The sequence below is a fragment of the Lichenibacterium minor genome, from assembly GCF_004137685.1.
Taxonomy (GTDB): domain Bacteria; phylum Pseudomonadota; class Alphaproteobacteria; order Rhizobiales; family Beijerinckiaceae; genus Lichenihabitans; species Lichenihabitans minor.
In genome coordinates this window covers 71764-91164 of record NZ_QYBB01000016.1, presented here as the reverse complement: position 1 = coordinate 91164, position 19401 = coordinate 71764, and the positions used below count along the sequence as shown (strand labels likewise).

General features: G+C 70.0%; 17 protein-coding genes. 7 read left to right on the top strand and 10 right to left on the bottom strand.

Annotated elements, in window-relative coordinates:
- Positions 1–121 precede the first annotated feature (121 nt).
- Positions 122–1237, bottom strand: coding sequence for a 2OG-Fe(II) oxygenase (locus D3273_RS15130; RefSeq protein ID WP_129227723.1), 1116 nt, complete (start codon positions 1235–1237; stop codon positions 122–124).
- 237 nt (positions 1238–1474) lie between these two features.
- Here D3273_RS15130 and D3273_RS15125 point away from each other — a divergent pair, with 237 nt between their 5' ends.
- The 5 genes from D3273_RS15125 to D3273_RS15105 all read left to right on the top strand — a co-directional run bounded on the left by D3273_RS15125 (position 1475) and on the right by D3273_RS15105 (position 5995).
- A complete protein-coding gene (locus D3273_RS15125; RefSeq protein ID WP_245501180.1) occupies positions 1475–2443 on the top strand; it encodes a M23 family metallopeptidase in 969 nt (322 codons plus the stop codon).
- A gap of 110 nt (positions 2444–2553) precedes the next feature.
- A complete protein-coding gene (locus D3273_RS15120) occupies positions 2554–2967 on the top strand; it encodes a hypothetical protein (RefSeq protein WP_129227721.1) in 414 nt (137 codons plus the stop codon).
- A 254-nt stretch (positions 2968–3221) separates the two neighbouring features.
- On the top strand, positions 3222–4685 hold the full coding sequence (locus tag D3273_RS15115; RefSeq protein ID WP_129227720.1) for a mannose-1-phosphate guanylyltransferase/mannose-6-phosphate isomerase: 1464 nt from the start codon (positions 3222–3224) through the stop codon (positions 4683–4685).
- Positions 4686–4911: 226 nt separating this feature from the next.
- Positions 4912–5106 carry a hypothetical protein gene (locus D3273_RS15110; protein ID WP_129227719.1) on the top strand — a complete coding sequence of 65 codons (195 nt, stop codon included), beginning with the start codon at positions 4912–4914 and terminating at the stop codon, positions 5104–5106.
- A 325-nt stretch (positions 5107–5431) separates the two neighbouring features.
- Positions 5432–5995: a fasciclin domain-containing protein gene (locus tag D3273_RS15105; protein WP_129227718.1), complete on the top strand. Its 564-nt coding sequence runs from the start codon at positions 5432–5434 to the stop codon at positions 5993–5995.
- Between the two features lie 65 nt (positions 5996–6060).
- Here D3273_RS15105 and D3273_RS15100 read toward each other — a convergent pair whose 3' ends face one another.
- The 5 genes from D3273_RS15100 to D3273_RS15080 all read right to left on the bottom strand — a co-directional run bounded on the left by D3273_RS15100 (position 6061) and on the right by D3273_RS15080 (position 12676).
- Positions 6061–7164 (bottom strand): TRAP transporter substrate-binding protein, encoded by a 1104-nt coding sequence (locus D3273_RS15100; RefSeq protein ID WP_428977780.1) that lies wholly within the window; start codon positions 7162–7164, stop codon positions 6061–6063.
- A gap of 191 nt (positions 7165–7355) precedes the next feature.
- Positions 7356–8534: an Mrp/NBP35 family ATP-binding protein gene (locus D3273_RS15095; protein WP_129227717.1), complete on the bottom strand. Its 1179-nt coding sequence runs from the start codon at positions 8532–8534 to the stop codon at positions 7356–7358.
- Between the two features lie 106 nt (positions 8535–8640).
- Positions 8641–11133: an ATP-dependent Clp protease ATP-binding subunit ClpA gene (gene clpA / locus D3273_RS15090; protein WP_129227716.1), complete on the bottom strand. Its 2493-nt coding sequence runs from the start codon at positions 11131–11133 to the stop codon at positions 8641–8643.
- 15 nt (positions 11134–11148) lie between these two features.
- Positions 11149–11544, bottom strand: a complete 396-nt coding sequence (gene clpS / locus D3273_RS15085; protein WP_245501179.1) for an ATP-dependent Clp protease adapter ClpS — start codon at positions 11542–11544, stop codon at positions 11149–11151.
- Positions 11545–12187: 643 nt separating this feature from the next.
- A complete protein-coding gene (locus D3273_RS15080) occupies positions 12188–12676 on the bottom strand; it encodes a phasin family protein (RefSeq protein WP_129227715.1) in 489 nt (162 codons plus the stop codon).
- Between the two features lie 149 nt (positions 12677–12825).
- On the opposite strand from D3273_RS15080, the gene D3273_RS15075 reads away from it, so the two are divergent.
- Positions 12826–14595 (top strand): D-alanyl-D-alanine carboxypeptidase, encoded by a 1770-nt coding sequence (locus D3273_RS15075; protein WP_129227714.1) that lies wholly within the window; start codon positions 12826–12828, stop codon positions 14593–14595.
- A gap of 52 nt (positions 14596–14647) precedes the next feature.
- Here the strand turns inward: D3273_RS15075 and D3273_RS15070 are convergent, their stop codons facing one another.
- From D3273_RS15070 to D3273_RS15060, 3 genes are all read right to left on the bottom strand, one after another.
- Positions 14648–15391 carry a DnaJ domain-containing protein gene (locus D3273_RS15070; protein WP_129227713.1) on the bottom strand — a complete coding sequence of 248 codons (744 nt, stop codon included), beginning with the start codon at positions 15389–15391 and terminating at the stop codon, positions 14648–14650.
- An 11-nt stretch (positions 15392–15402) separates the two neighbouring features.
- On the bottom strand, positions 15403–16065 hold the full coding sequence (locus D3273_RS15065) for a VWA domain-containing protein (RefSeq protein WP_207210786.1): 663 nt from the start codon (positions 16063–16065) through the stop codon (positions 15403–15405).
- A gap of 149 nt (positions 16066–16214) precedes the next feature.
- On the bottom strand, positions 16215–16652 hold the full coding sequence (locus D3273_RS15060; RefSeq protein ID WP_129227711.1) for a DUF1489 family protein: 438 nt from the start codon (positions 16650–16652) through the stop codon (positions 16215–16217).
- Positions 16653–16836: 184 nt separating this feature from the next.
- On the opposite strand from D3273_RS15060, the gene D3273_RS15055 reads away from it, so the two are divergent.
- Positions 16837–17661 (top strand): L,D-transpeptidase, encoded by an 825-nt coding sequence (locus D3273_RS15055; RefSeq protein WP_245501178.1) that lies wholly within the window; start codon positions 16837–16839, stop codon positions 17659–17661.
- Between the two features lie 132 nt (positions 17662–17793).
- Here the strand turns inward: D3273_RS15055 and D3273_RS29170 are convergent, their stop codons facing one another.
- Positions 17794–19158 carry a GGDEF domain-containing protein gene (locus tag D3273_RS29170; protein ID WP_281011297.1) on the bottom strand — a complete coding sequence of 455 codons (1365 nt, stop codon included), beginning with the start codon at positions 19156–19158 and terminating at the stop codon, positions 17794–17796.
- Positions 19159–19401: the final 243 nt, after the last annotated feature.

The following is a 19401-nucleotide window of genomic DNA, read 5'->3' as shown; positions in this document are numbered from 1 at the left end:
GACTACGGCATTGTGCCCGTGGTCGACGGCATGCTGTCGCGCAGGGGCTGAGAGGTGGCCTACCTGGTCCTGCACCCGCTGATGTTTTGTGACATCGCACTCCGGCGGTCGGCGCGAGATCTCACGCGGCCGTGGCCGCGTGATGGCGGGCCAGTTCCCGGTCGCGGATCTTAGCCCCCTCCTCGTCGTAGACGAAGGGCAGAAAGGCGTAGCGCCGGCCGTAGGTCACCTTCGAAACGGCATGGAGGATGGCGGCAGGAAACACGACGGCCCAGCCCTGCGGGGCCTTGATGCCGCGCTGGCTGTATTCTGGAAAGCTGACCTCGCCGCCATCGAAGTCTTCGCTCAGGTTGACCGACACGGCGTAGCGGCGGTGCGCCGTCAGCCCCGGGCCGTTGTCGCGGTGTGGGCGGAAATGCGCGTTGTCCTCGGCCGCGTAGCAACCGACGATGTAGCGTTCCATCCGGGTGATTTTGGTAAAGAAGATCCGCTCGATCTCAGGCGAGACCCGCCGCGCGATCATGCCCTGGAGCCGGCGGATCAAATCGGCATCCTCGATCGTGTAATCCCTGCGACGCTTGAAGGAATGGTCGTTCACGCCCGCGCCGTTGCGGTAGATCCCCGACTCCGAGCCCCCGTCGGCGTCGTAGAGCCCGACGAGATGGCGGCATAGGGCGCGATCGAAGACGTTCGGCAGCAGCAGCACAGGCACAGGCAGTTCAAAGCCCGCGAAGGCGCCCGGCGCCGGCAAGTCGCGCACCATTTCCAGGACGGCGTCGTGGTCGCGAGCCTCAGGGCCGAGCGGAATGTTGGCCAACACATGCAAGGTCGGATCGACGACGAGCCAGAAGGCCCGCGACGTCGCCCCCGCATCGACAGGGCCGGGCCCCTCGGGCAAGGCTCCGCAGATCCTGGCCGCGACGCCCAGACTGTCATCCATGAACCGGATGCCCGGCATCGTGTCGGCGACGCGTCCCTGCGCTTTGTCCGATGCGTCGCGTCCCATACCGAAGAAGCAGCCACGCTCATCGTCGAAGCAGGCGCGATGTCGATAAACGACCCCTATGGCCTCCTGCACGGCGGGATCCGCGGCGGAAGCGTAGAACAGGAAGACGAGGTAACGGCCGGCCGTCGTATGATAGCCGAACGTGACTTCGGGGGCATCGCGCAGCGCCGCCCACGGAAACAGGTCGCCGCGAGACAGGCTCACGAACGATGTCCCGTCGATCCCCGTCATAGCCCGCCCCCTCCGTCACGACGTGTGCGTCTTAAGCGTCGCTAAGCTCTTTGCCAACCGCGACGTGGTGCCGAAAAAGGCTGAGGACGCCCGTCATCGCGCCGTGCGGACCGCGAGGCACGCAGCGGTGTGGCGCCCACGCAGGTCGAACTGCCCGGCCGTTGATCCGCCACATCGGACCTGCATCCTGGTTCGATGAAACCGTTCACCGTCCTTTTGGCCCTCGCAGCGGCCTGGTTGTTCCCTGCCCCGGGGCGGGCCGAGGTCGTCCTCGATTGGCCGGTCGCCTGCAGCGTCGGGAAGACCTGCGAGATCCAGCACTACGTCGACCACGGCGGGGGCGGCGACGCCAAGGACTTCCGCTGCGGGACGGTGACCTACAAGGGCCACAACGGCACCGACATCCGCGTGCTCACCATGGCGGACGAGCGGCGCGGGGTCGACATCCTCGCGGCGGCGCCGGGCCGGGTGCTGCGCGTCCGGGACGGAATGGACGACGTGTCGGTCGCCGTTCTCGGGCACGACGCCATCAAGGATCGCGACTGCGGCAATGCCGTGATCATCGCCCACGCCGACGGCTTCCAGACGGACTATTGCCACATGGCGAAGGGCAGCGTCGCGGTGAAGCCCGGCGACAGCGTCAAGGTCGATCAGGTCATCGGCCGCGTCGGCCTGTCGGGCGACACCGAGTTCCCGCACCTCCACATCACTGTGCGCCACGACGGGCGGGTCGTCGACCCCTTCGCCTATGGCCAGCCCGAAGGGGCCTGCGCGGGCGGGACGTCCCTGTGGCGGGCCGACCTGCAACCCTCGCTGGCCTACAAGAACGGCACCGTCCTCAACTTCGGGCTCGCCCCGACGGCGGTGACGGTGGAACAGGTCGACGACGGCGCGGGTCGCGACCCGCTCGCCCCGGACTCGCCCGCCGTCCTCGCCTATGTGCGGGCGATCGATCTCAGGCGCGGCGACATCCAACGCCTCGTCGTCACCGGCCCCGGCGGCGTGCTGGTCGACCGGAGCGAACCGCCGCTGCCATCCAACAAGGACCAGGTCTTCATGGGCATCGGACGCCGCCGCCCGCCGGGCGGTTGGGGTCCGGGCATCTACGCGGCGCATTACACCGTCACGCGGGACGGCGCCGCGGTGGTCGACCGCTCGGTCGAGACCCGCATCGGCTCCGCCCCCACGGGCCCGTCCGGACCCTGATCGGTCCGCGGGGTGGCGCGCGGTTGTCTCCCCGGGACGCTTGACCTAAACGGAACCGTCGTCGCCTCCCTCGCGACGGCGCCCGCGTGCGATCCCTTCCGGAGAAAGCCTTGACCCGCATCGCCGCGATCACCCCCGCCCATCGCGAGCACCTCCGACAGCTCAAGGCCGATTTCGAACAGGCCTACGACGCCATCCCGGACGTGTCGGATCGCTCGAGCCCCGCCTTTCGCGCCGCCGAATCCCTGTACCGGGCCTGGATCAAGGCGATCGACGCCCAGGCGATGGCGCTGCTGGACGACCTGGACGCGCTCGACATCGGCGGCGGCGGCCCGAGGCCGGCGCCCTCGGTGCAACGCTTATATTCCCCGATCGCGCCGGTCCGCGCCGGCGAGGTCGATCACGTCTTCTCCGAGATGGAAGACATGCTGCACGCCCGCGACCTGATCGAGGACGAGGACAGCGATGACGACCTGCTCGAGGTTCTGGGTGCGCCCGGGGCGCGGCCGGGGCCCCTTCGCTGAAGCGCCCGACTCCAGGTCCGCGCATGAATCGAACTTGTGCCCGCGTGAGATACGCCGACGCTCGAGCATCCGTGCCCGTCTTCGATCCTTGAGGCTTGCTTTCACAAGCTTTCGTTCGTCGACCCGGTCCAATCGGTCGGGTCGCGTCGTCCCGCGTTGTGGGATGGGCCCGGTCTCCTGTAGATTGACCCCACGCCGATGTTCGCGGCTGCGTGTCGACGACCGTGCGTCGCTCGTGTGGGAAGGGGCTCGTCATGGCCGTTGATCGGAAAACCGAAGCGCGCGGAACCGCGCCGTCACCGCAGGAGGAGGCGCCTTTCCTCCTGCCCGTCATCATGTGCGGCGGCTCGGGCACGCGGCTGTGGCCCGCGTCGCGCGAAAGCATGCCGAAGCAGTTCATCCCGCTACTCGAGGACCTGTCGAACTTCCAGCTCACCGTCAGGCGCTTCGGCCACCCCGCCTTTCTGAAGCCCCTCGTCCTCGCGTCCAACGACGTGCGCTTCATCGTGGCCGAGCAGCTCGGGGCGATCGGGGTCGAGGCCGACATCGCGTTGGAGCCGATGCGCCGCGACTCCGCCGCCGCGGTCGCGGTGGCGGCCTGCCTGGCCGAGCGCCGCGGATCCCGCACCGTCGCCGTCGTGGTCGCCGCCGATCACCTCATCGCCGACACGGAGGCCTTCGTGGCCGCTTGCCTCGCGGCAGCCGAAGGCGCGCGCGACGGCCTCGTCATGACGCTCGGCGTCACCCCGACGGCGCCCGCCACCGGCTACGGCTACATCCAGCCGGGCGGCCCCGTCGCCGGGACGAACGCCCGCCGCGTGGAGCGCTTCGTCGAGAAACCCGATGCCGCCACCGCATCGCGCTACATCGATGCGGGCTACCTTTGGAACAGCGGCAACTTCCTGTTCCGCTCCGACGTCATGCTGACCGAACTCGAAGCGCACACGCCCGATGTTCTGGCCGCCGCCCGCGCCGCCGTCGCGGGCGCGACGGTCGACCTCGACTTCCTTCGGCTCGACGCCGACGCCTTCGCGCGCGCGCCGAAGATCTCCATCGACTATGCCGTGATGGAGCGCACGACCCGGGCTGGCGTTCTGCCCGTCTCCTTCGCCTGGTCCGACATCGGCACCTGGGGCGCCATCTGGGACGCGTCGACGAAGGACCGCAGCGGAAACGCGCTGAAGGGCAAGGTCGAGGTTTCGGATACCCGCGACAGCCTCGTCCATTCGGACGGCGTGCTCACGACCGTCGTGGGTCTGAACGATGTCGTGGTCGTCGCCACGCCCGATGCCGTGCTGGTGACGTCGCGCGAGCGCTCGGATGCCGTGAAGGATCTCGTCGGCAAGATGAAGACCGGCGGGCGCCCGGAGGTGGACGACCACCTATTGATGTACCGCCCCTGGGGGTCCTACCAGCGTATCGACATCGGCTCGCGCTTCCAGGTCAAGCGCATCACGGTCAAGCCGGGCCACAGGCTGTCGCTGCAGAAGCATTTCCATCGCGCCGAGCACTGGGTCGTGGTGCGCGGCACCGCCGAGGTGACGATCGACGACCAGGTGATCCTGCGCCATGAAAACGAGGCCGCCTACCTGCCGATCGGGTCCGTGCACCGGCTGGCCAACCCCGGCAAGATCGACCTCGAGATGATCGAGGTCCAGGTCGGCAGCTACACGGGCGAGGACGACATCGTGCGCTTCGAGGACGTTTACGGGCGGTGATCGGACGCCCTGTGACCCGGCATCCGGCCGAAACGGCCCGGTCCCGGATCACTGGTGGGCGCCGCGCACGAACGCGGTCTCGTGCCGCGTCGCGGACCTGTAGGTGATGCCGCGACACGGCCGCGTTGCAGCGGCGAAACCGGGAAAGGCGCGGCCTCGCTCGAAGCCGTGTTAAGGCCTTCCCGTTTCGGGCCTCAGAGAAGCGACAATGATCGAATCACCGTCCATGCGCATCAGCGATGTCGCCAACGTCACCGAGCGTCTGCACGCCGAACTCCAAACTGCCAAGTCGTCCAACGATCCCGACATCGTCCATGCCGGGATCATCGCGGCGGTCGAGGGCCTGCTGCTGTGCACGAGGGCAGTGGCGTTCGAACTCCTCAAGGTGGAGATCGAAGGTCTCGACAAGCCGTCCCTCTGAGCGGGATCCTCGGCCTCTCCCGTCGTCGCAGCGGTCGACGCGATCGGTCGCCGGCCGTTGCGGATGCGCGGCGCCGACGTGACGCGGGACACGACCTCGAGGTGCCATCGTCGACGACCGGCCATGAGGACGCGAAAGCCGCATGACGAGGCTCGACCGAAGGGTTGCGACGTGGCGCAGCCAAGCGCGCAGACCGGCCGGCCACGACCGTGCCGGTCTCGACATTCGGCCGTCGCGTGAAACTCCGGTGTCGGCGGCCCGTATCTCCTCCCGACGCCGAGCCTCGGGGACATCTGTCCGGGCGGCGACGCACGGGAGAGAAACGATGACGTCCTTCACCCACGGCCTGCGCGGCCTCGCGCTGGCGGCGGTCCTCGCGGCCGGCACCGCGTCGCTCGCCTATGCGGCCGACCCCATGGTCGGCGGCGCGCCGATGTCGCCGAGCAAGACGGTCGTGCAGAACGCGTCGGCGGCCAAGAACCTCACCACGCTGGTGGCGGCCGTCAAGGCGGCGGGCCTCGTCGACACGCTGTCGGGTGCCGGCCCCTTCACGGTCTTCGCGCCCACCAATGCCGCTTTCGACAAGCTGCCGCCCGGCACGGTCGAGAAGCTGACCCAGCCCGACATGAAGGCCACGCTGACCAAGATTCTCACCTATCACGTGGTGCCCGGCAAGATCGATTCGGCGGAGATCGTCAAGGGCATCAAGGCCGGCGGCGGTTCCTTCAACATGAAGACCGTCGAGGGCGGCACGCTCACCGCCAAGATGGACGGCGACAAGGTCGCGATCGTCGACGAGAAGGGCGGCGGGGCCATCGTGGAGACCGCCGACGTGTACCAGTCGAACGGCGTGGCCCACGTCATCGGCAGCGTGCTGATGCCCAAGTGAACCGATGACCCGCCGCTCGGAGCGACGGCTGCGACCCGGAGCCGCCCGTGAGGGCGGCTCCCCCATCAACCCCGGGCGCGCTGGCGGATCATGAAATTGTCGAACGTGTACTCGCTGACCTGCCACCACAGGTACTGGTCGGCGCGAAACGCAATCGCGGCGTCCAGCATGGATTTGAAACGCGGGTTGGCATCCGAGATCTCCTTGTAGACCTCGCCGGACGCCTTGTAGGCGGCTTCCAGCAGGTCCTGCGGGAAGGCTCGCAGTTCCGCCCCGCCGATGACGAGCTTCTTCAACGCTCCGGGGTTGGCGGCGTCGTAGGAGGCCAGCACCTGGGCGTGGGTGGACAGCGCCGCCGTCCTCAGCGCCGCCTTGAACTCCTCCTTCAGGGCGTCGTGCTTCGCCTTGTTGAAGACGACGTGGACCATCGACCCGCCGCGCCACCAGCCCGGGTAATAGTAATAGGGCGCGACCTTCTGCAGCTTGCCGCCCTCGTCGATGCGCGCGTCGTCGTAGGGCCCCACCCAGGTGACGGCGTCGAGCGTGCCCGCGCCGAGCGCCGCCACGATCTCGCCGCGCGGCGTCTGGGCCGGCACGGCGCCGAGCTTCTGCAGCACGCGGCCGGCGAGGCCGCCTGCGCGGATCTTCAGGCCCGCCAGGTCGCCGGCGGACCGGATCTCGCGGCGGAAGAATCCGCCCATCTGGGCCCCCGTGTTTCCCGCCGGGTAGGCGATCGCCCCGTAGTCGGCCAGCAGCGCGTTGGTGGCGTCGAGGCCGCCGGCGAGCGCGTAGGCGGTCTGTTCCCGTGCGTTCATGCCGAAGGGAAAGGCCGTCGGCAGCGCGAAGGCCGGGTCCTTGCCGTAATAATAGTCGAGCTCGGTCTGGCAGGCCTCCACGGTGCCGGCCCCCACGGCGTCGAGCGCGCCGAGGCCCGGCACGATGTCGCCGGGCGGGAACACGTCGATGCGGAAACGGCCGCCCGTGATGGCGCCGACTTGGCGGGCGAAGAGTTCGGCGCCCCCGTACAGCAGGTCGAGCGACTTGGGGAAGCTCGACGTCAGGCGCCACGTCACCTCCGCCGCATCGGCGGACGCGGAGCCCGCCGCCACGCCGGCCGCGCCCAGCGCAGCCGCCGCCACGAAACGCCGCCGCCCGATCCCTTCGCGCATCACGGGTCTCCCGTTGGCCCGGCGCAGCGCGCCGATCGTCCGCAAGATTGCAGGACCTCCGGCCTACACGCCGAAGATGAAGGTTTCGGAGGACACGCGGTCCCGGAGCGAGAGTCCGACGCGGGATGCAGCGCTCGTCCCGCAGCCCCGCCCCGGCCTTCGCGAGGCGGCGGAGGCCGCCCGAAACCGGGCTATTCGGTGACGATGCGCGGCGCGGGCCGGCTCCGCGAGCCCTGCAGGGTCGCCATCAGGCGCCGCGCGATCTCCATATAGGCCTGCGCGTGCGGGCCCTGCGGGTCGGCGACCACGATGGGCCGGCCGGCGTCCGAGGTTTCGCGGATCGGCAGCGCCAGCGGCACCTCGCCGAGGTAGGGCACCCCGAGCCGCTCCGCTTCGTGCTGGGCGCCCCCGTGCGAGAAGATGTCCGTCCGGGTTCCGCAATGCGGGCACACGAAGGTGCTCATGTTCTCGACGATGCCGAGGATCGGCACCTCGGTGCGGCGGAACATGGCGATGCCGCGGCGCGCGTCGATCAGCGCGAGATCCTGGGGCGTGGACACGATGACGGACCCGGCCAACGGCACCGATTGCGCCATGGTGAGCTGCGCGTCGCCGGTGCCGGGCGGCATGTCGACGATCATCACGTCCACGTCGCCCCAGGCGACCTCGCGCAACATCTGCGTGATGGCCGACATGACCATCGGCCCGCGCCAGATCATCGGGGTCTCCTCCTCGACGAGGAAGCCGATCGACATGATCTTCAGCCCGAAGGCTTCGAGCGGCCGCATCGTCTTGCCCTCGATCACCTCGGGCTTCTGCTTCAAGCCGAAGAGCCGCGGCATGGAAGGGCCGTAGATGTCGGCGTCGAGCACCGCGACGCGCTGGCCGAGGTTGCGCAGCGCCAGGGCGAGGTTGGCCGAGGTCGTGGACTTGCCGACGCCGCCCTTGCCCGACGCCACCGCGATGATGGTCTTCACGCCGGGGATGCCCTGCGCGGTCCGCGCCGCCTGGGCCTTGGGGCCGGGCGCGGCCGGGACGTGCGAATGGCCACCGTGGCTGTGGCCGTGGCCATGGTCGTGCGCGTGGGGCTGCGGCGCCGGGCCGGCCTTGCGGGTGGAGCCGCCCGCCGACTGCGACGTCAGCGTCACGAAGGCCTTGCCGACCCCGGGCAGGCCGGCGACGGCCCGCTCCACCGCGGCGCGCAGCGGCTCCGCGTCGGCGGCGCGCGCCGCCTCGACCTCGAGCGACACGAAGACGCGATCTTCGCGCACCACGACGCCGCCGAGCGCGCCCGACTGCGCCAGCGGCGTGCGCCCGTCGGGGCCCATGATCCCGGCCAGCGCGGCGACGACATCCTCTTGAGACGGCATGATGTTCCATTCACGTGAAGGCCCGCCCGGGGGGACCCCGGACGGGCGATGGTGGGGCGACCCTACAGGACGGGACCGCGCCGCGCGAGCGGCGGCGGCCCGCCGCTCACTGCAGCTTCAGCGGCACCTTGGGCACCGAGCCGCCGCCGCCGGCGTCGGACGAGGGGGCGTCCGGCTCGCCGCCATCGTCCTCGGCATCGTCGGCGTCCTGGGCCGCGGCCCGCTCCCGCGCGCGCTTGCCGTCGGGGTCCCGCTTCTTGCCGGCCTCGACGAATTCGCGCTCGGGGCGCGGCAGCACCGGCCCTTCCGGGTACACGAAGCCCAGCGTCTTGGCGCCGGCCTCGTCGGTGATCACCACGACCTTGACGGCGCCGCCGTTCTTCAGCTTGCCGAACAGGACCTCGTCGGCCAGCGGGGTCTTGATGACCTTCTGGATGACACGGGCCATCGGGCGGGCGCCCATCGCCTCGTCATAGCCGTGCTCGATCAGCCAAGCGCGGCTCTCGTCCGTCAGCTCCACCGTCACGTTGCGGTCGGCGAGCTGGGCTTCGAGCTGCAGGATGAACTTGTCGACCACCTTGGAGATGACCTCCTCGGGGAGGCGGCCGAAGGGCACGATGGCGTCCAGCCGGTTCCTGAACTCCGGCGTGAACATCTTGTTGATGGCTTCGAGATCTTCGCCCTCGCGCTTGGCCCGCGTGAAGCCGAAGTTCTCGCGCGCCATGTCGGCGGCGCCGGCGTTGGTGGTCATGATCAGGATGACGTTGCGGAAGTCGACCGCCTTGCCGTTGTGGTCGGTCAGCTTGCCGTGGTCCATCACCTGCAGCAGGATGTTGTAAAGGTCCGGATGGGCCTTCTCGATCTCGTCGAGCAGCAGCACGCAATGCGGGTGCTGGTCGATGCCGTCGGTCAAGAGCCCGCCCTGGTCGAAGCCGACGTAGCCGGGAGGGGCGCCGATCAGCCGGCTGATCGTGTGGCGCTCCATGTATTCCGACATGTCGAAGCGGATCAGCTCGACGCCGAGCGAGGCGGCCAACTGCTTCGCGGCTTCGGTCTTGCCGACGCCCGTCGGCCCCGAGAACAGGTAGGAGCCGATCGGCTTCTCCCCGTCGCGCAGGCCGGCGCGGGCCAGCTTGATGGCCGAGGTGAGGGCGTCGATCGCCTTGTCCTGACCGTAGACGACGCGCTTCAGGTTCTCGTCGAGGTGGCCCAGCACCTCGGCGTCGTCCTTGGACACGGTCTTGGGCGGGATGCGGGCCATCGACGCGATGGTGGCCTCGATCTCCTTGATGCCGATCGTCTTCTTGCGGTTCTTCTCGGGCAGCAGCATCTGGCTGGCGCCCGTCTCGTCGATCACGTCGATCGCCTTGTCGGGCAGCTTGCGGTCGTTGATGTAGCGGGCCGACAGCTCCACCGCGGCCTGCACGGCCTCGGTGGTGAACTTCACCTTGTGGAATTCCTCGTAGTAGGGCTTCAAGCCCTTCATGATCTCGACGGCGTCCGGGATCGAGGGCTCGTTGACGTCGATCTTCTGGAAGCGGCGGACGAGCGCGCGGTCCTTCTCGAAATACTGGCGGTATTCCTTGTAGGTGGTGGAGCCGATGCAGCGCAGCGAGCCCTGCGCCAGCGCGGGCTTCAGCAGGTTCGACGCGTCCATGGCGCCGCCCGACGTGGCGCCGGCGCCGATCACCGTGTGGATCTCATCGATGAAGAGGATGGCGTTCTTGTGCCCCTCGATCTCCTTCATCACCTGCTTCAGCCGCTCCTCGAAGTCGCCGCGGTAGCGCGTTCCGGCCAGCAGCGTGCCCATGTCAAGCGAGAACACCGTGGCCTCGGCCAGCACCTCGGGGACTTCGCCCTTGATGATCTTGCGGGCGAGGCCTTCGGCGATCGCGGTCTTGCCGACGCCCGGCTCGCCCACGAGCAGCGGGTTGTTCTTCTGCCGGCGGCACAGGACCTGGATGGTGCGGTCCACCTCGGCCGAGCGGCCGATGAGGGGATCGATGCGGCCATCCTTGGCCTTCTTGTTCAGGTTGACGCAATAGGCGTCGAGGGCGCCGTCCTTCTTCTTGGACTCGGAGCCGTCCTTGCCCTCCTTGCCGTCGCGGTGGTCCTCATCCTCGGCGCCGCGGGGCGTCTTCGACGAATCCGACATGCCGGGGCGCTTGGCGATGCCGTGGCTGATGTAGTTGACGGCGTCGTAGCGCGTCATGTCCTGCTCCTGCAGGAAATAGGCGGCATGCGACTCGCGCTCGGCGAAAATGGCGACCAGCACGTTGGCGCCGGTGACCTCCTCGCGGCCCGACGATTGGACGTGGATGTGGGCGCGCTGGATGACGCGCTGGAAGCCGGCGGTAGGCTTGGCGTCGTCGCGGCCGTCCGACACGAGGTTCTCGAGTTCGTGCTCGATGTAGTCGACGACCTGCTTCTTCAGCACGTCCACGTCGACCGAGCAGGCCTTCAGCACGGCCGCGGCGTCGGTGTCGTCGGTGAGCGAGAGCAGCAGGTGCTCCAGCGTGGCGTATTCATGGTGCCGGTCGTTGGCCAGGGCCAGGGCGCGGTGCAGAGACTGTTCGAGTGAGCGGGAAAACGCTGGCATGATGGCGACCGCCTTTCACTTCTTTTCCATGATGCATTGCAAGGGGTGCTGGTGCTTGCGGGCGAAATCCATCACCTGCGTGACCTTGGTCTCGGCGACCTCGTAGGTGAACACGCCGCATTCGCCGACGCCGTGCTGGTGCACGTGCATCATGATGCGGTTGGCGTCGTCCGACCCCTTGTTGAAGTAGATGCGGAGCACCTCGATGACGAACTCCATGGGAGTGTAGTCGTCGTTGAGGAGCAGCACGCGATACATGCTGGGCCGCTTGGTCTGGGTCTTCGGCCGGGTGATGACCGCCGTCCCCGACCCGTCGCCGCCCCGTCGCGGCTCCTTGGGGCCGGCCGGCCCGGCGCCGCTCGTCTGAGCGGCGGTCCGGACACGGTGCTGGTCGGTCGAACGGGCAGGCACGTTCCGGATATCCTCGTGGTCGATGGGCGGCGCCGTGGGGCGACGCACCGTCGTTTCTCAATGTACGGCTCGGATTCCCGCTTCGCCAGGGGTCTCGGAGAGACGCTTCGTCATCCTTGACAAACCCGTGACGGAAACGGGAACCCGCAGTCGCCCGGGATGAGGGTGCCGCGACGGCGGCCCGGCCGCCGCCGCGCCGCCCCCGGCGACACCCGTTCGCCCGCATCCCGAGGCCCGCGCCGCGGGACCCGGGCGGGCGATGCAGGGCCCGTGCCGGGCCGGCATGGCGGTTCGGCCGCAGGGGTCGGGAATGCGCCGCGGGTCCGGATCCGGTGCTGTCCGGAAGCCGCCGGCGGGGTCCGGGAGCGCCGGCCGCCGAGGGATCGGGAGCGAAGGGGCCGGGAAAGGAGGGGCCGGGAGGGATGTCTCGGCCACGCTCTCCGGTGGGCCGCGATGGGCGGCGCTGCACGCAGGACCGCGGGGTCGCCGGGGGCGATCGGCGGGCCGGTGTCGATGTCCCCCGACGCGCGCCGGCGGCGCGACGGGCGGGACCGATGGGGGTGGCCGCGGGGACGTCGCCGTCCGCGTCGATGGGGTCGTGCCCGGCGGGCCGGACCCGAGATGTCGTTGCCGGCTCATGTCGTCAGCGGCTGCGGGTCTCGCCGAAGCCGATGGGCATCACGGCCCTGAAGGGCTCGGCGACATCCTTGCCGACCGCCATCACGAGCGCGTTCATCCTGCCGGCCTGCGCCATCATGCCCGCGAGGGTCGTCCTGGCGTATTCGGCCTGCACCTTCACGGCCCCGTCCAGGTTCGTCACGCCCATGAGGCGGGTGGTCGCGGCCGAGCCGTCCTCGATGCTGCGCTTGGCGTAGGTCGAAGGCTCGGCGGCGATCTGCTGCACCCCGCGCCAGACCGCGGCGGCGAACGCCGTGGCGGCCTCGATCTGGCTTTTGCCGAGCTTCTGGACGTCCTCGAAGCTCTTGAACGTGGTGCTAATTCTGCGGGGATGGGGCGCCCGGGCGGGCGCCGCACGCTCTAGGTGCGCCGCAAAACGGCGTCGACGGAATTTATGCAGTGCAACATGAAGCCGCGATCCGAGCGGTTCGAGCCACCTCCCGTTAACCCCCATGTAACCGCGATCCCCTAGCCTCCCCGACTGTGCCCTTTCGATCACGGGTCGATCGCCGACGGCGATCGCCGCCGACGGTCAAACGCGAAAACCAGACGGGCCCGCGACGTCGACATGTCGCGCGCCGGTTCGGAGCGGGGATGAGTTTCATGGTGTTGCGTGGCGTCGAGAAGCGGATCGCGGGACGTATCGTCCCGGCCGCCATGGCCCTGGCGGTGCTGGCGGCGGGACAGCCGGCCGAAGCCCGCGGGCGACATGCCTTCCAACGCTTCGCCCACAACCACCACGTCGCCCATTCGGCCCGCACCGCGCTCGGCGGCGCTGCACCGAACTTTTCGGCCATCGTGATCGACGCCAATTCGGGGCGCGAGCTTTACGGCGTCAACGAGGACGCGCCGCGCCACCCGGCCTCCATCACCAAGGTGATGACGCTGTACCTGCTGTTCGAGCAGCTCGAAAAGGGGCGGATCGCGCTCGACACCCCCCTGCAGGTGTCGGCCCACGCGGCCGGCCAGTCGCCCACCAAGCTCGGCGTGCCCGCGGGCTCCACCGTGCCGGTGGAGATCGCCATCAAGGCCATCGTGACCCGCTCGGCCAACGACATGGCGGTGACGGTGGCGGAGAACCTGGCCGGCGACGAGCTGACCTTCGCCAAGGTGATGACCGAGAAGGCCCACGCGCTCGGCATGCGGCACACCTTCTACCACAACGCGTCGGGCCTGCCCGACATGCGGCAGATCACGACGGCCCGCGACCTGACGATCCTGGGCCGCGCCATCCACGACCGGTTCCCGCGGTATTACCGATACTTCTCGACCCCGAGCTTCGTGTACCGCGGCGAAACGATCGGCACCCACAACCACCTGATGGCCCGCATGCAGGGCATGGACGGCATCAAGACCGGCTACACCAACGCGTCGGGCTTCAACCTCCTGTCGTCCGTGCAGCGCGGCAACCGGCACGTGGTCGCGGTGGTGATGGGCGGCAAATCCGCGGCGAGCCGCGACAACGTCATGGAAGGGCTGCTGCAGTCTCATTTCGAGGAAGCCCAGGCCGGCCCGGGCACCCACGTCGCCGAGGGCAGCCCGGTGGAGGACGCGGCCGACACGCCGCACCGCACCGCGCCCGCGCCGGAGCCCGTCGAGCGCGCCGCGCCGGAACCCCCGCGCCGGCCCATGGCCGAGGTGGCGGACGGCGACGACGACGCGGCCGAGAACGCGGCCGACGACGATGCCGCACCCGCGCCGCGTCGTGCGCCGCGAGGCCCAAGCCTGATCGCCCCCGAGATGGCCGTGCCGGTGCCCGACCGCGCGCCCGAGCGCGTCCGCCTCGCCCGCGCCCCGGGCGACAGGGCGCGGCCGGCCTTCATCGCCGGCGCCCCGAGGATGGCCGAGGACGGCCGCGACGCGAACCGCCCCGCCATCGACGGCTCGACCAACCGCCGCTCAGCCGCGGCCTCGTCGACGAGCGTCGCCGTCGCGACCGCGACGCCGTCGAGCCTCCGTTGGGTCACGGGACCGCAGCCCGTGCGGCTCGGCCCGGCCGCGACGGACACGCGGGTTGCGGCGGCCGGCAGGTCGGGCGGCATCTCCTTCAACGCTGCGTCCGACGACCGCACCGACACCACGCCGGGTCCGCGCGGCCGCGTCGAGGACGGCCGCCCCGCGGACGCGAAGAGCGGCGTGGTCATCCAGATCGGCGCCACCGCCGACGCCAGCTCGGCCGCCGAACTGCTCAGCCGGGCCCGCAGCGAGGGCCGCTCCGCGCTGGCCTCGGCCAGACCCTTCACCGAAAAAGTGCAGAAGGGGGATTCGACCCTCTACCGCGCCCGCTTCGCCGGCCTCGAGCCCGCCGAGGCCGAAGCCGCCTGCAAGACGCTGAAGCGCTCCGGCTTCGCCTGCTTCGCCACGCGCGATTGACCGGCGCGCCGGCGCCAGTCCCCGTCGCCTGTCCCATCCCTTCAGCGGAACATCACTGATGTCGTCGCATCAGGACGTCTTTGGCTTCATTCACCCGGGCCGCCAGATCGGTGGATCCGCCGTGGTCGGGGTGGGCCTTCTTCATCACGCTCCGGTGCGCGCGCGCGACCTCCTCCCGGCTCGCGCCCTTCGCGAGGCCGAGAAGCTCGTAGGCCTCGTCCTCCGACATCGCGCCCGAGCGGGCAGCGCCGCGCGGGCCCGCGCCCGCGCCGCCGCGCCCCGCGTTGCCCTTGTGCTGTGCTGCTCCACGCCAACCGGGGAAGCGGCGGTCGAAGTAAGCTTCTAGGAGGCGGGCGCCCTCGACGTCGGCCGACAGGCAGAAGTCGTGCAATGACGCCAGGCTGTCGCGGTCGAGCTGGGCCAGGGGCGCACCCTCGAAGGGGCCGGCCAGCACGCTGCCGCTCATCACCCCGCTGACGTGGTCGAGTTCCATCTCGATCGTGGCGGAGCGGACGCGCGACACGCGCCCCTTGCCGGGCCGCGCGCGCCGCATGGCCCGGGCGGCGCCCCAGGCGGAAGCGCGGCGGCCCGTCATAAGCCAAAACCCGAGCCCGGCGAAGCCCAGGGCGAGGCCGATCTGCCCGCGCACCAGCAGCAGCAGCGCGAAGACGACCAGCACCGTGCCGCCGCCCTGCTTCATGCGGCGCGCCACCACGGCGGGCCGGGCGCGCAGGAACTCGCGGACCAGCATCGAGCCGATCCAGAACAAAACGACGCCGGCGACGAGCGGGACCATCGGTGCAGCCTTCACCGGATCTGCGACAGGAGCAGGCGCGCGGCGTCGCGGTCCGCCCCCGTGCCCTGCCCTTCCAGCGCCGGCGTGCCGCCAGCCGCATAGGCGGCGGCGGCGGCGAGCAGGCTGCCGAGCCTGCCGGGCGCCGACGTGTCGAAAGCCGCGTAGGCCCCCCCCGTCAGGCGCGCGATCTCGCGGAACGCCCGCTCGGCCCCCTTGTCGTGACCCTCGTGGAACATGAAACACTTCAGGCCGAGCAGCGCGAGTTCGCCCGCCGCGGCGCAGAGCGGGTCGACCCGCTCCTCCACGGCGTCGCCCACGTAGACCAGGGCGCCGGTGCGCTCCTTCCGCGCTTCGTCGCGCGCATGGGCGAGGACGCGGCCGATCTGCGTGTTGCCGCCCTCGACGCGGATGCGGCTCATCAGCCGGTCGAGCCCGGCCCCGCCCGACACGAAGGACGACGCCCTGCATTCACGGAAGCCGCGGAAATACACCAGCTGGACGTCGAGCCCGCCGAGCTTCGCCGTGGTGTCGAACATGCGCCCCTGGAGCGCGATGGCGGCGTCCCAGGTCGGCTGGCGGCTCATGGTGGCGTCGAGGGCGAAGATGAGGCGACCACGGCCCGGGCCGGTCCGCGGCATCGGCGTGCGGCGGGAATCGTCGAGGAAGGCGTCCACGGGTGAACCCGACGGGGCGGAACGGTTGATCGCGCGGCGATCGTCGAACGGCGGCACGGCGGATCCTCGAAGGGGCAAGCGGGGTCACTCCAACATCGTGCAGCGCCGCCCCGACCGCAAGCGGCCCGCCGCCGCACGCTCCCGCCCGTTCAGATCAGCCCGAGGTCGCGCAGTTCGCGGCGCAGCGCGTCCGGCAGGGCGGACAGTTCGGGGCCGAGGCCGCCGGCGTCGCGCGGCGCCGTCGCGGGATCGAGGTAGCGCCAGCCCTGGAAGGGCCGGCACGGACGCGTTTCGACCGGCACCACCTCGGGCTCCAGCACGAGGTGGCAGCGGCCGACGCCGTCGGCGTCGATGAACGGCCGCACGTCGAGGAAGCGCTGGCGCGCCGCGACCTGCCCCTTGATGACCCAGAACAGGGAGCCGCCGTCGAGCAGTTCGGCCAGTCGCTTGGGCACCATGCGGGTGGTGTGGCGCTGCTCGGCCGACTGCCCGAGGCGCCGCTGTTCGGCCAAGCGCTCGGCGATCCAGCCTTCGAGGTCGGCCACGGATTCGGCACCGACGCAGAGTTTCAGCAGGTGGAGAGGCATGGTCCCTTCATCGTGCGCCGGGACGAAGGGCGCAAGTCGTCACCTGTCACGCGGAAGACACGCCCGCCGCGAAGCATGCAGCCACAGCAACCTCGCCCCCAGCATCCGTGTTATGCTCGCCAAGACGTGCTCAGACTGCCAGGAGGCCGCTCCTCCCCGGAGGCTGGCACCAGGAGAGATGTCGATGCTGAAGCACAGTCGCCGGTCCATGCTGCTGGGAGGTGTCGCGCTCGCGGGCTTCGCCGCGCTGCCGATCCGCGCCGCCTTCGCCCAGGAGGTCGAAGCCGAAGAGATCTACGGTCCCGTCAAGGACGAGCCCTATCCCGTGAAGGGGATCGACGTGAACCGCGTCAACCCGCGCTTCCTGCGCACGCTCGTCGACTACCCGACCGAACAGCCGCCCGGCACCATCGTGATCGATCCCAAGGGCCACTTCCTGTACCTGGTGATCGACAACGGCCAAGCCATCCGATACGGCGTCGGCGTCGGCCGCGAGGGCTTCCTGTGGTCGGGCCAAGCGCAGATCGGCGCCAAGCGCGAATGGCCGGATTGGTATCCCCCGAAGGAGATGTTCGCCCGCCAGCCCGAGATCGTCGGCGCCATGTCCAAGCTTCCGAGCGGCCTCGGCATGCACGGCGGCCCGGGCAACCCGCTCGGCGCCCGCGCCATGTACCTGTACCGCGACGGCAAGGACACGCTGTTCCGCATACACGGGACGGTGGAGCCCTATACGATCGGCTCCAGCGTGTCGTCGGGTTGCATCCGCATGATGAACCAGGACGTGCTCGACCTGTATTCCCGCGTCGACGTCGGCACCAAGGTGCTGGTGCTCGGCGACGCCCAGCCGACCAACCAGCAGGTCGCCGAGGAGCGCTCCAACGCCACCACCCGCGCCCGCACGCGCCGCATCGCGCGCCCCGAGCCGGTAGATGCCGAGGACGCCGGCGTGCCGGCCAACCCGCGCCCCACCTACGGCAACGGTCAGGTCCCGGACGACCCGAACTACTGATCGCTGCCGGCTCCACCTCGTAAAGTGCTAACGGCCGCCCCTCGGGGCGGCCGTTTCGTCGAGAGGGGCGCGGCGCGGCCCCCTGCCCGTCGCACGCCCGGAGCCGCCGTTTCAGGCCCGCGACGCCGCCGGTCAGGCGGCCTCGTGGCGGACCCGGAAACCGCGATCCGCGGTGGAAGGAGAACCGCCGTCCATGGTCGTCGTGAGCTGGCAGGTCTGGTCGCGCCCCGCCAGCTTGGCACGATAGAGCGCCGCATCGGCGGCTCGCAGGAGGGCGTCGGACCCATCGATGCTCGTCGGGACGACGGTGGCGATCCCGATGCTGACGGTGACGACCGGGTGCGTGCCGGCTTCATGGGGGATCGCGAGGTTTCGGATCGCTTGGCGCAGGGCTTCGGCGAGGAAGGCCGCGCCCGCTGGGTCGGTGGACGGCAGAACCAGCGCGAACTCTTCCCCGCCGTAGCGCGCCGCCATATCGCCGGGCCGGCGCGCGCTCTCGTCGATGCACCGCGCCACCCTCCTCAGGCAGATGTCGCCCTCCTGGTGGCCGTAGCGATCGTTGAACTTCTTGAACTCGTCGACGTCGATCATGAGGATGAACAGCGGACGCCCATCGCGCTGGGCTCGCCGCCATTCTGTCGTGAGGCTGGCATCGAAGTGCCGACGGTTCGCGACGCCGGTCAGCCCATCGACATGGGCCAGATCTTCGAGGAGCCGGTTGGCTTTCGCGACCTGGCTGTAGAGCCGCGTGATGTCGACGAAGAGCGACACCAAGACCACCGTGGACGTCACCAAGCTGGCGATCCTGCCGACATACCATCCCACGCTGAAGCGGGCTCCGGCCCGAAGGGTGAGCCAAACGTCCAGGCAGGCCGCCACCATGGCGATCGTCAGCCAAAGGTCCTCCGCCGAGCGCAGGCGGCGTTTGACGAGGACGAGGGCGAGCGCCGCCACGTTGGCTGGCATCACGACAGCCTGCATGATCAGTGCGAAGGTGCCGAAGCCATACGACTTGCCGGTGACGATAGGGGGCAGGTAGGGCAGACCGGCGGTGGTGAGACACGTCAGCACGGCCACGATCGACACGGCGACCAGGACCGCGCGGCGGATCGTGGAAGCCTCGGCCTGCGCTTGGCGCCCCGTAGCGTAACGGACGATCGCCACCGCGAACCCGGTGTGCCAGAAGGCCCAGAGCCAGACGGCGGTGGCGGATGTACCGATCAGGGTATCGGGGACGAGCGCGCCCGGGAATGCCGCGATGTGGGGCACGATGATCAGCGCCGCGAAGAGGTAGGCCGTCCCGAGCCGGATCGGTGAAGCGCGGCGCGCGATGGCGCCCTTGCTGAACAGCAGCACCGCCAACACGAGATCGATCACCACCATGGCGCCCGCGAAGGCCGGCATGAATCCGGGCAGGACCGGGCCGGGCAGGTCTGCGCGGGGCGTGACGAAGAGGCCGACCAGGACCAGAAGTGACGCGAAGCCGAACCCGGCCATCGTCTCGCGCCGCCCCGCCTTGCGCTCGGTCGTCGTGGTGGCGGTTCGGTCCATGATGGGCCCTCGCGGGGCGGCCCACCGGGCCGCGCCTGTCCCAGGAGCCTAAGGAGGCTTCGCTGAAGAAACACTGACGATCGGCGGAAGAGTCGGACCGATTGCACAGATTCAGGCCAAATGCCGGCCCTCTCCCGGGTTCCCTGGGTCGGAAACCGTCGCCGCACCGGAGGCGCGGCGACGGGTGGC

Excerpts from the sequence above, each read along its gene's own strand:
- D3273_RS15130 (WP_129227723.1), bottom strand. The coding sequence starts at position 1,237 with ATGACGGGGATCGACGGGACATCGTTCGTGAGCCTGTCTCGCGGCGAC.
- D3273_RS15115 (WP_129227720.1), top strand. The coding sequence starts at position 3,222 with ATGGCCGTTGATCGGAAAACCGAAGCGCGCGGAACCGCGCCGTCACCG.
- D3273_RS15110 (WP_129227719.1), top strand. The coding sequence starts at position 4,912 with ATGCGCATCAGCGATGTCGCCAACGTCACCGAGCGTCTGCACGCCGAA.
- D3273_RS15105 (WP_129227718.1), top strand. The coding sequence starts at position 5,432 with ATGACGTCCTTCACCCACGGCCTGCGCGGCCTCGCGCTGGCGGCGGTC.
- D3273_RS15100 (WP_428977780.1), bottom strand. The coding sequence starts at position 7,164 with ATGCGCGAAGGGATCGGGCGGCGGCGTTTCGTGGCGGCGGCTGCGCTG.
- D3273_RS15095 (WP_129227717.1), bottom strand. The coding sequence starts at position 8,534 with ATGCCGTCTCAAGAGGATGTCGTCGCCGCGCTGGCCGGGATCATGGGC.
- clpA (WP_129227716.1), bottom strand. The coding sequence starts at position 11,133 with ATGCCAGCGTTTTCCCGCTCACTCGAACAGTCTCTGCACCGCGCCCTG.
- D3273_RS15080 (WP_129227715.1), bottom strand. The coding sequence starts at position 12,676 with ATGGGGGTTAACGGGAGGTGGCTCGAACCGCTCGGATCGCGGCTTCAT.
- D3273_RS15075 (WP_129227714.1), top strand. The coding sequence starts at position 12,826 with ATGGTGTTGCGTGGCGTCGAGAAGCGGATCGCGGGACGTATCGTCCCG.
- D3273_RS15070 (WP_129227713.1), bottom strand. The coding sequence starts at position 15,391 with ATGGTCCCGCTCGTCGCCGGCGTCGTTTTGTTCTGGATCGGCTCGATG.
- D3273_RS15060 (WP_129227711.1), bottom strand. The coding sequence starts at position 16,652 with ATGCCTCTCCACCTGCTGAAACTCTGCGTCGGTGCCGAATCCGTGGCC.
- D3273_RS15055 (WP_245501178.1), top strand. The coding sequence starts at position 16,837 with ATGCTGAAGCACAGTCGCCGGTCCATGCTGCTGGGAGGTGTCGCGCTC.
- D3273_RS29170 (WP_281011297.1), bottom strand. The coding sequence starts at position 19,158 with ATGGCCGGGTTCGGCTTCGCGTCACTTCTGGTCCTGGTCGGCCTCTTC.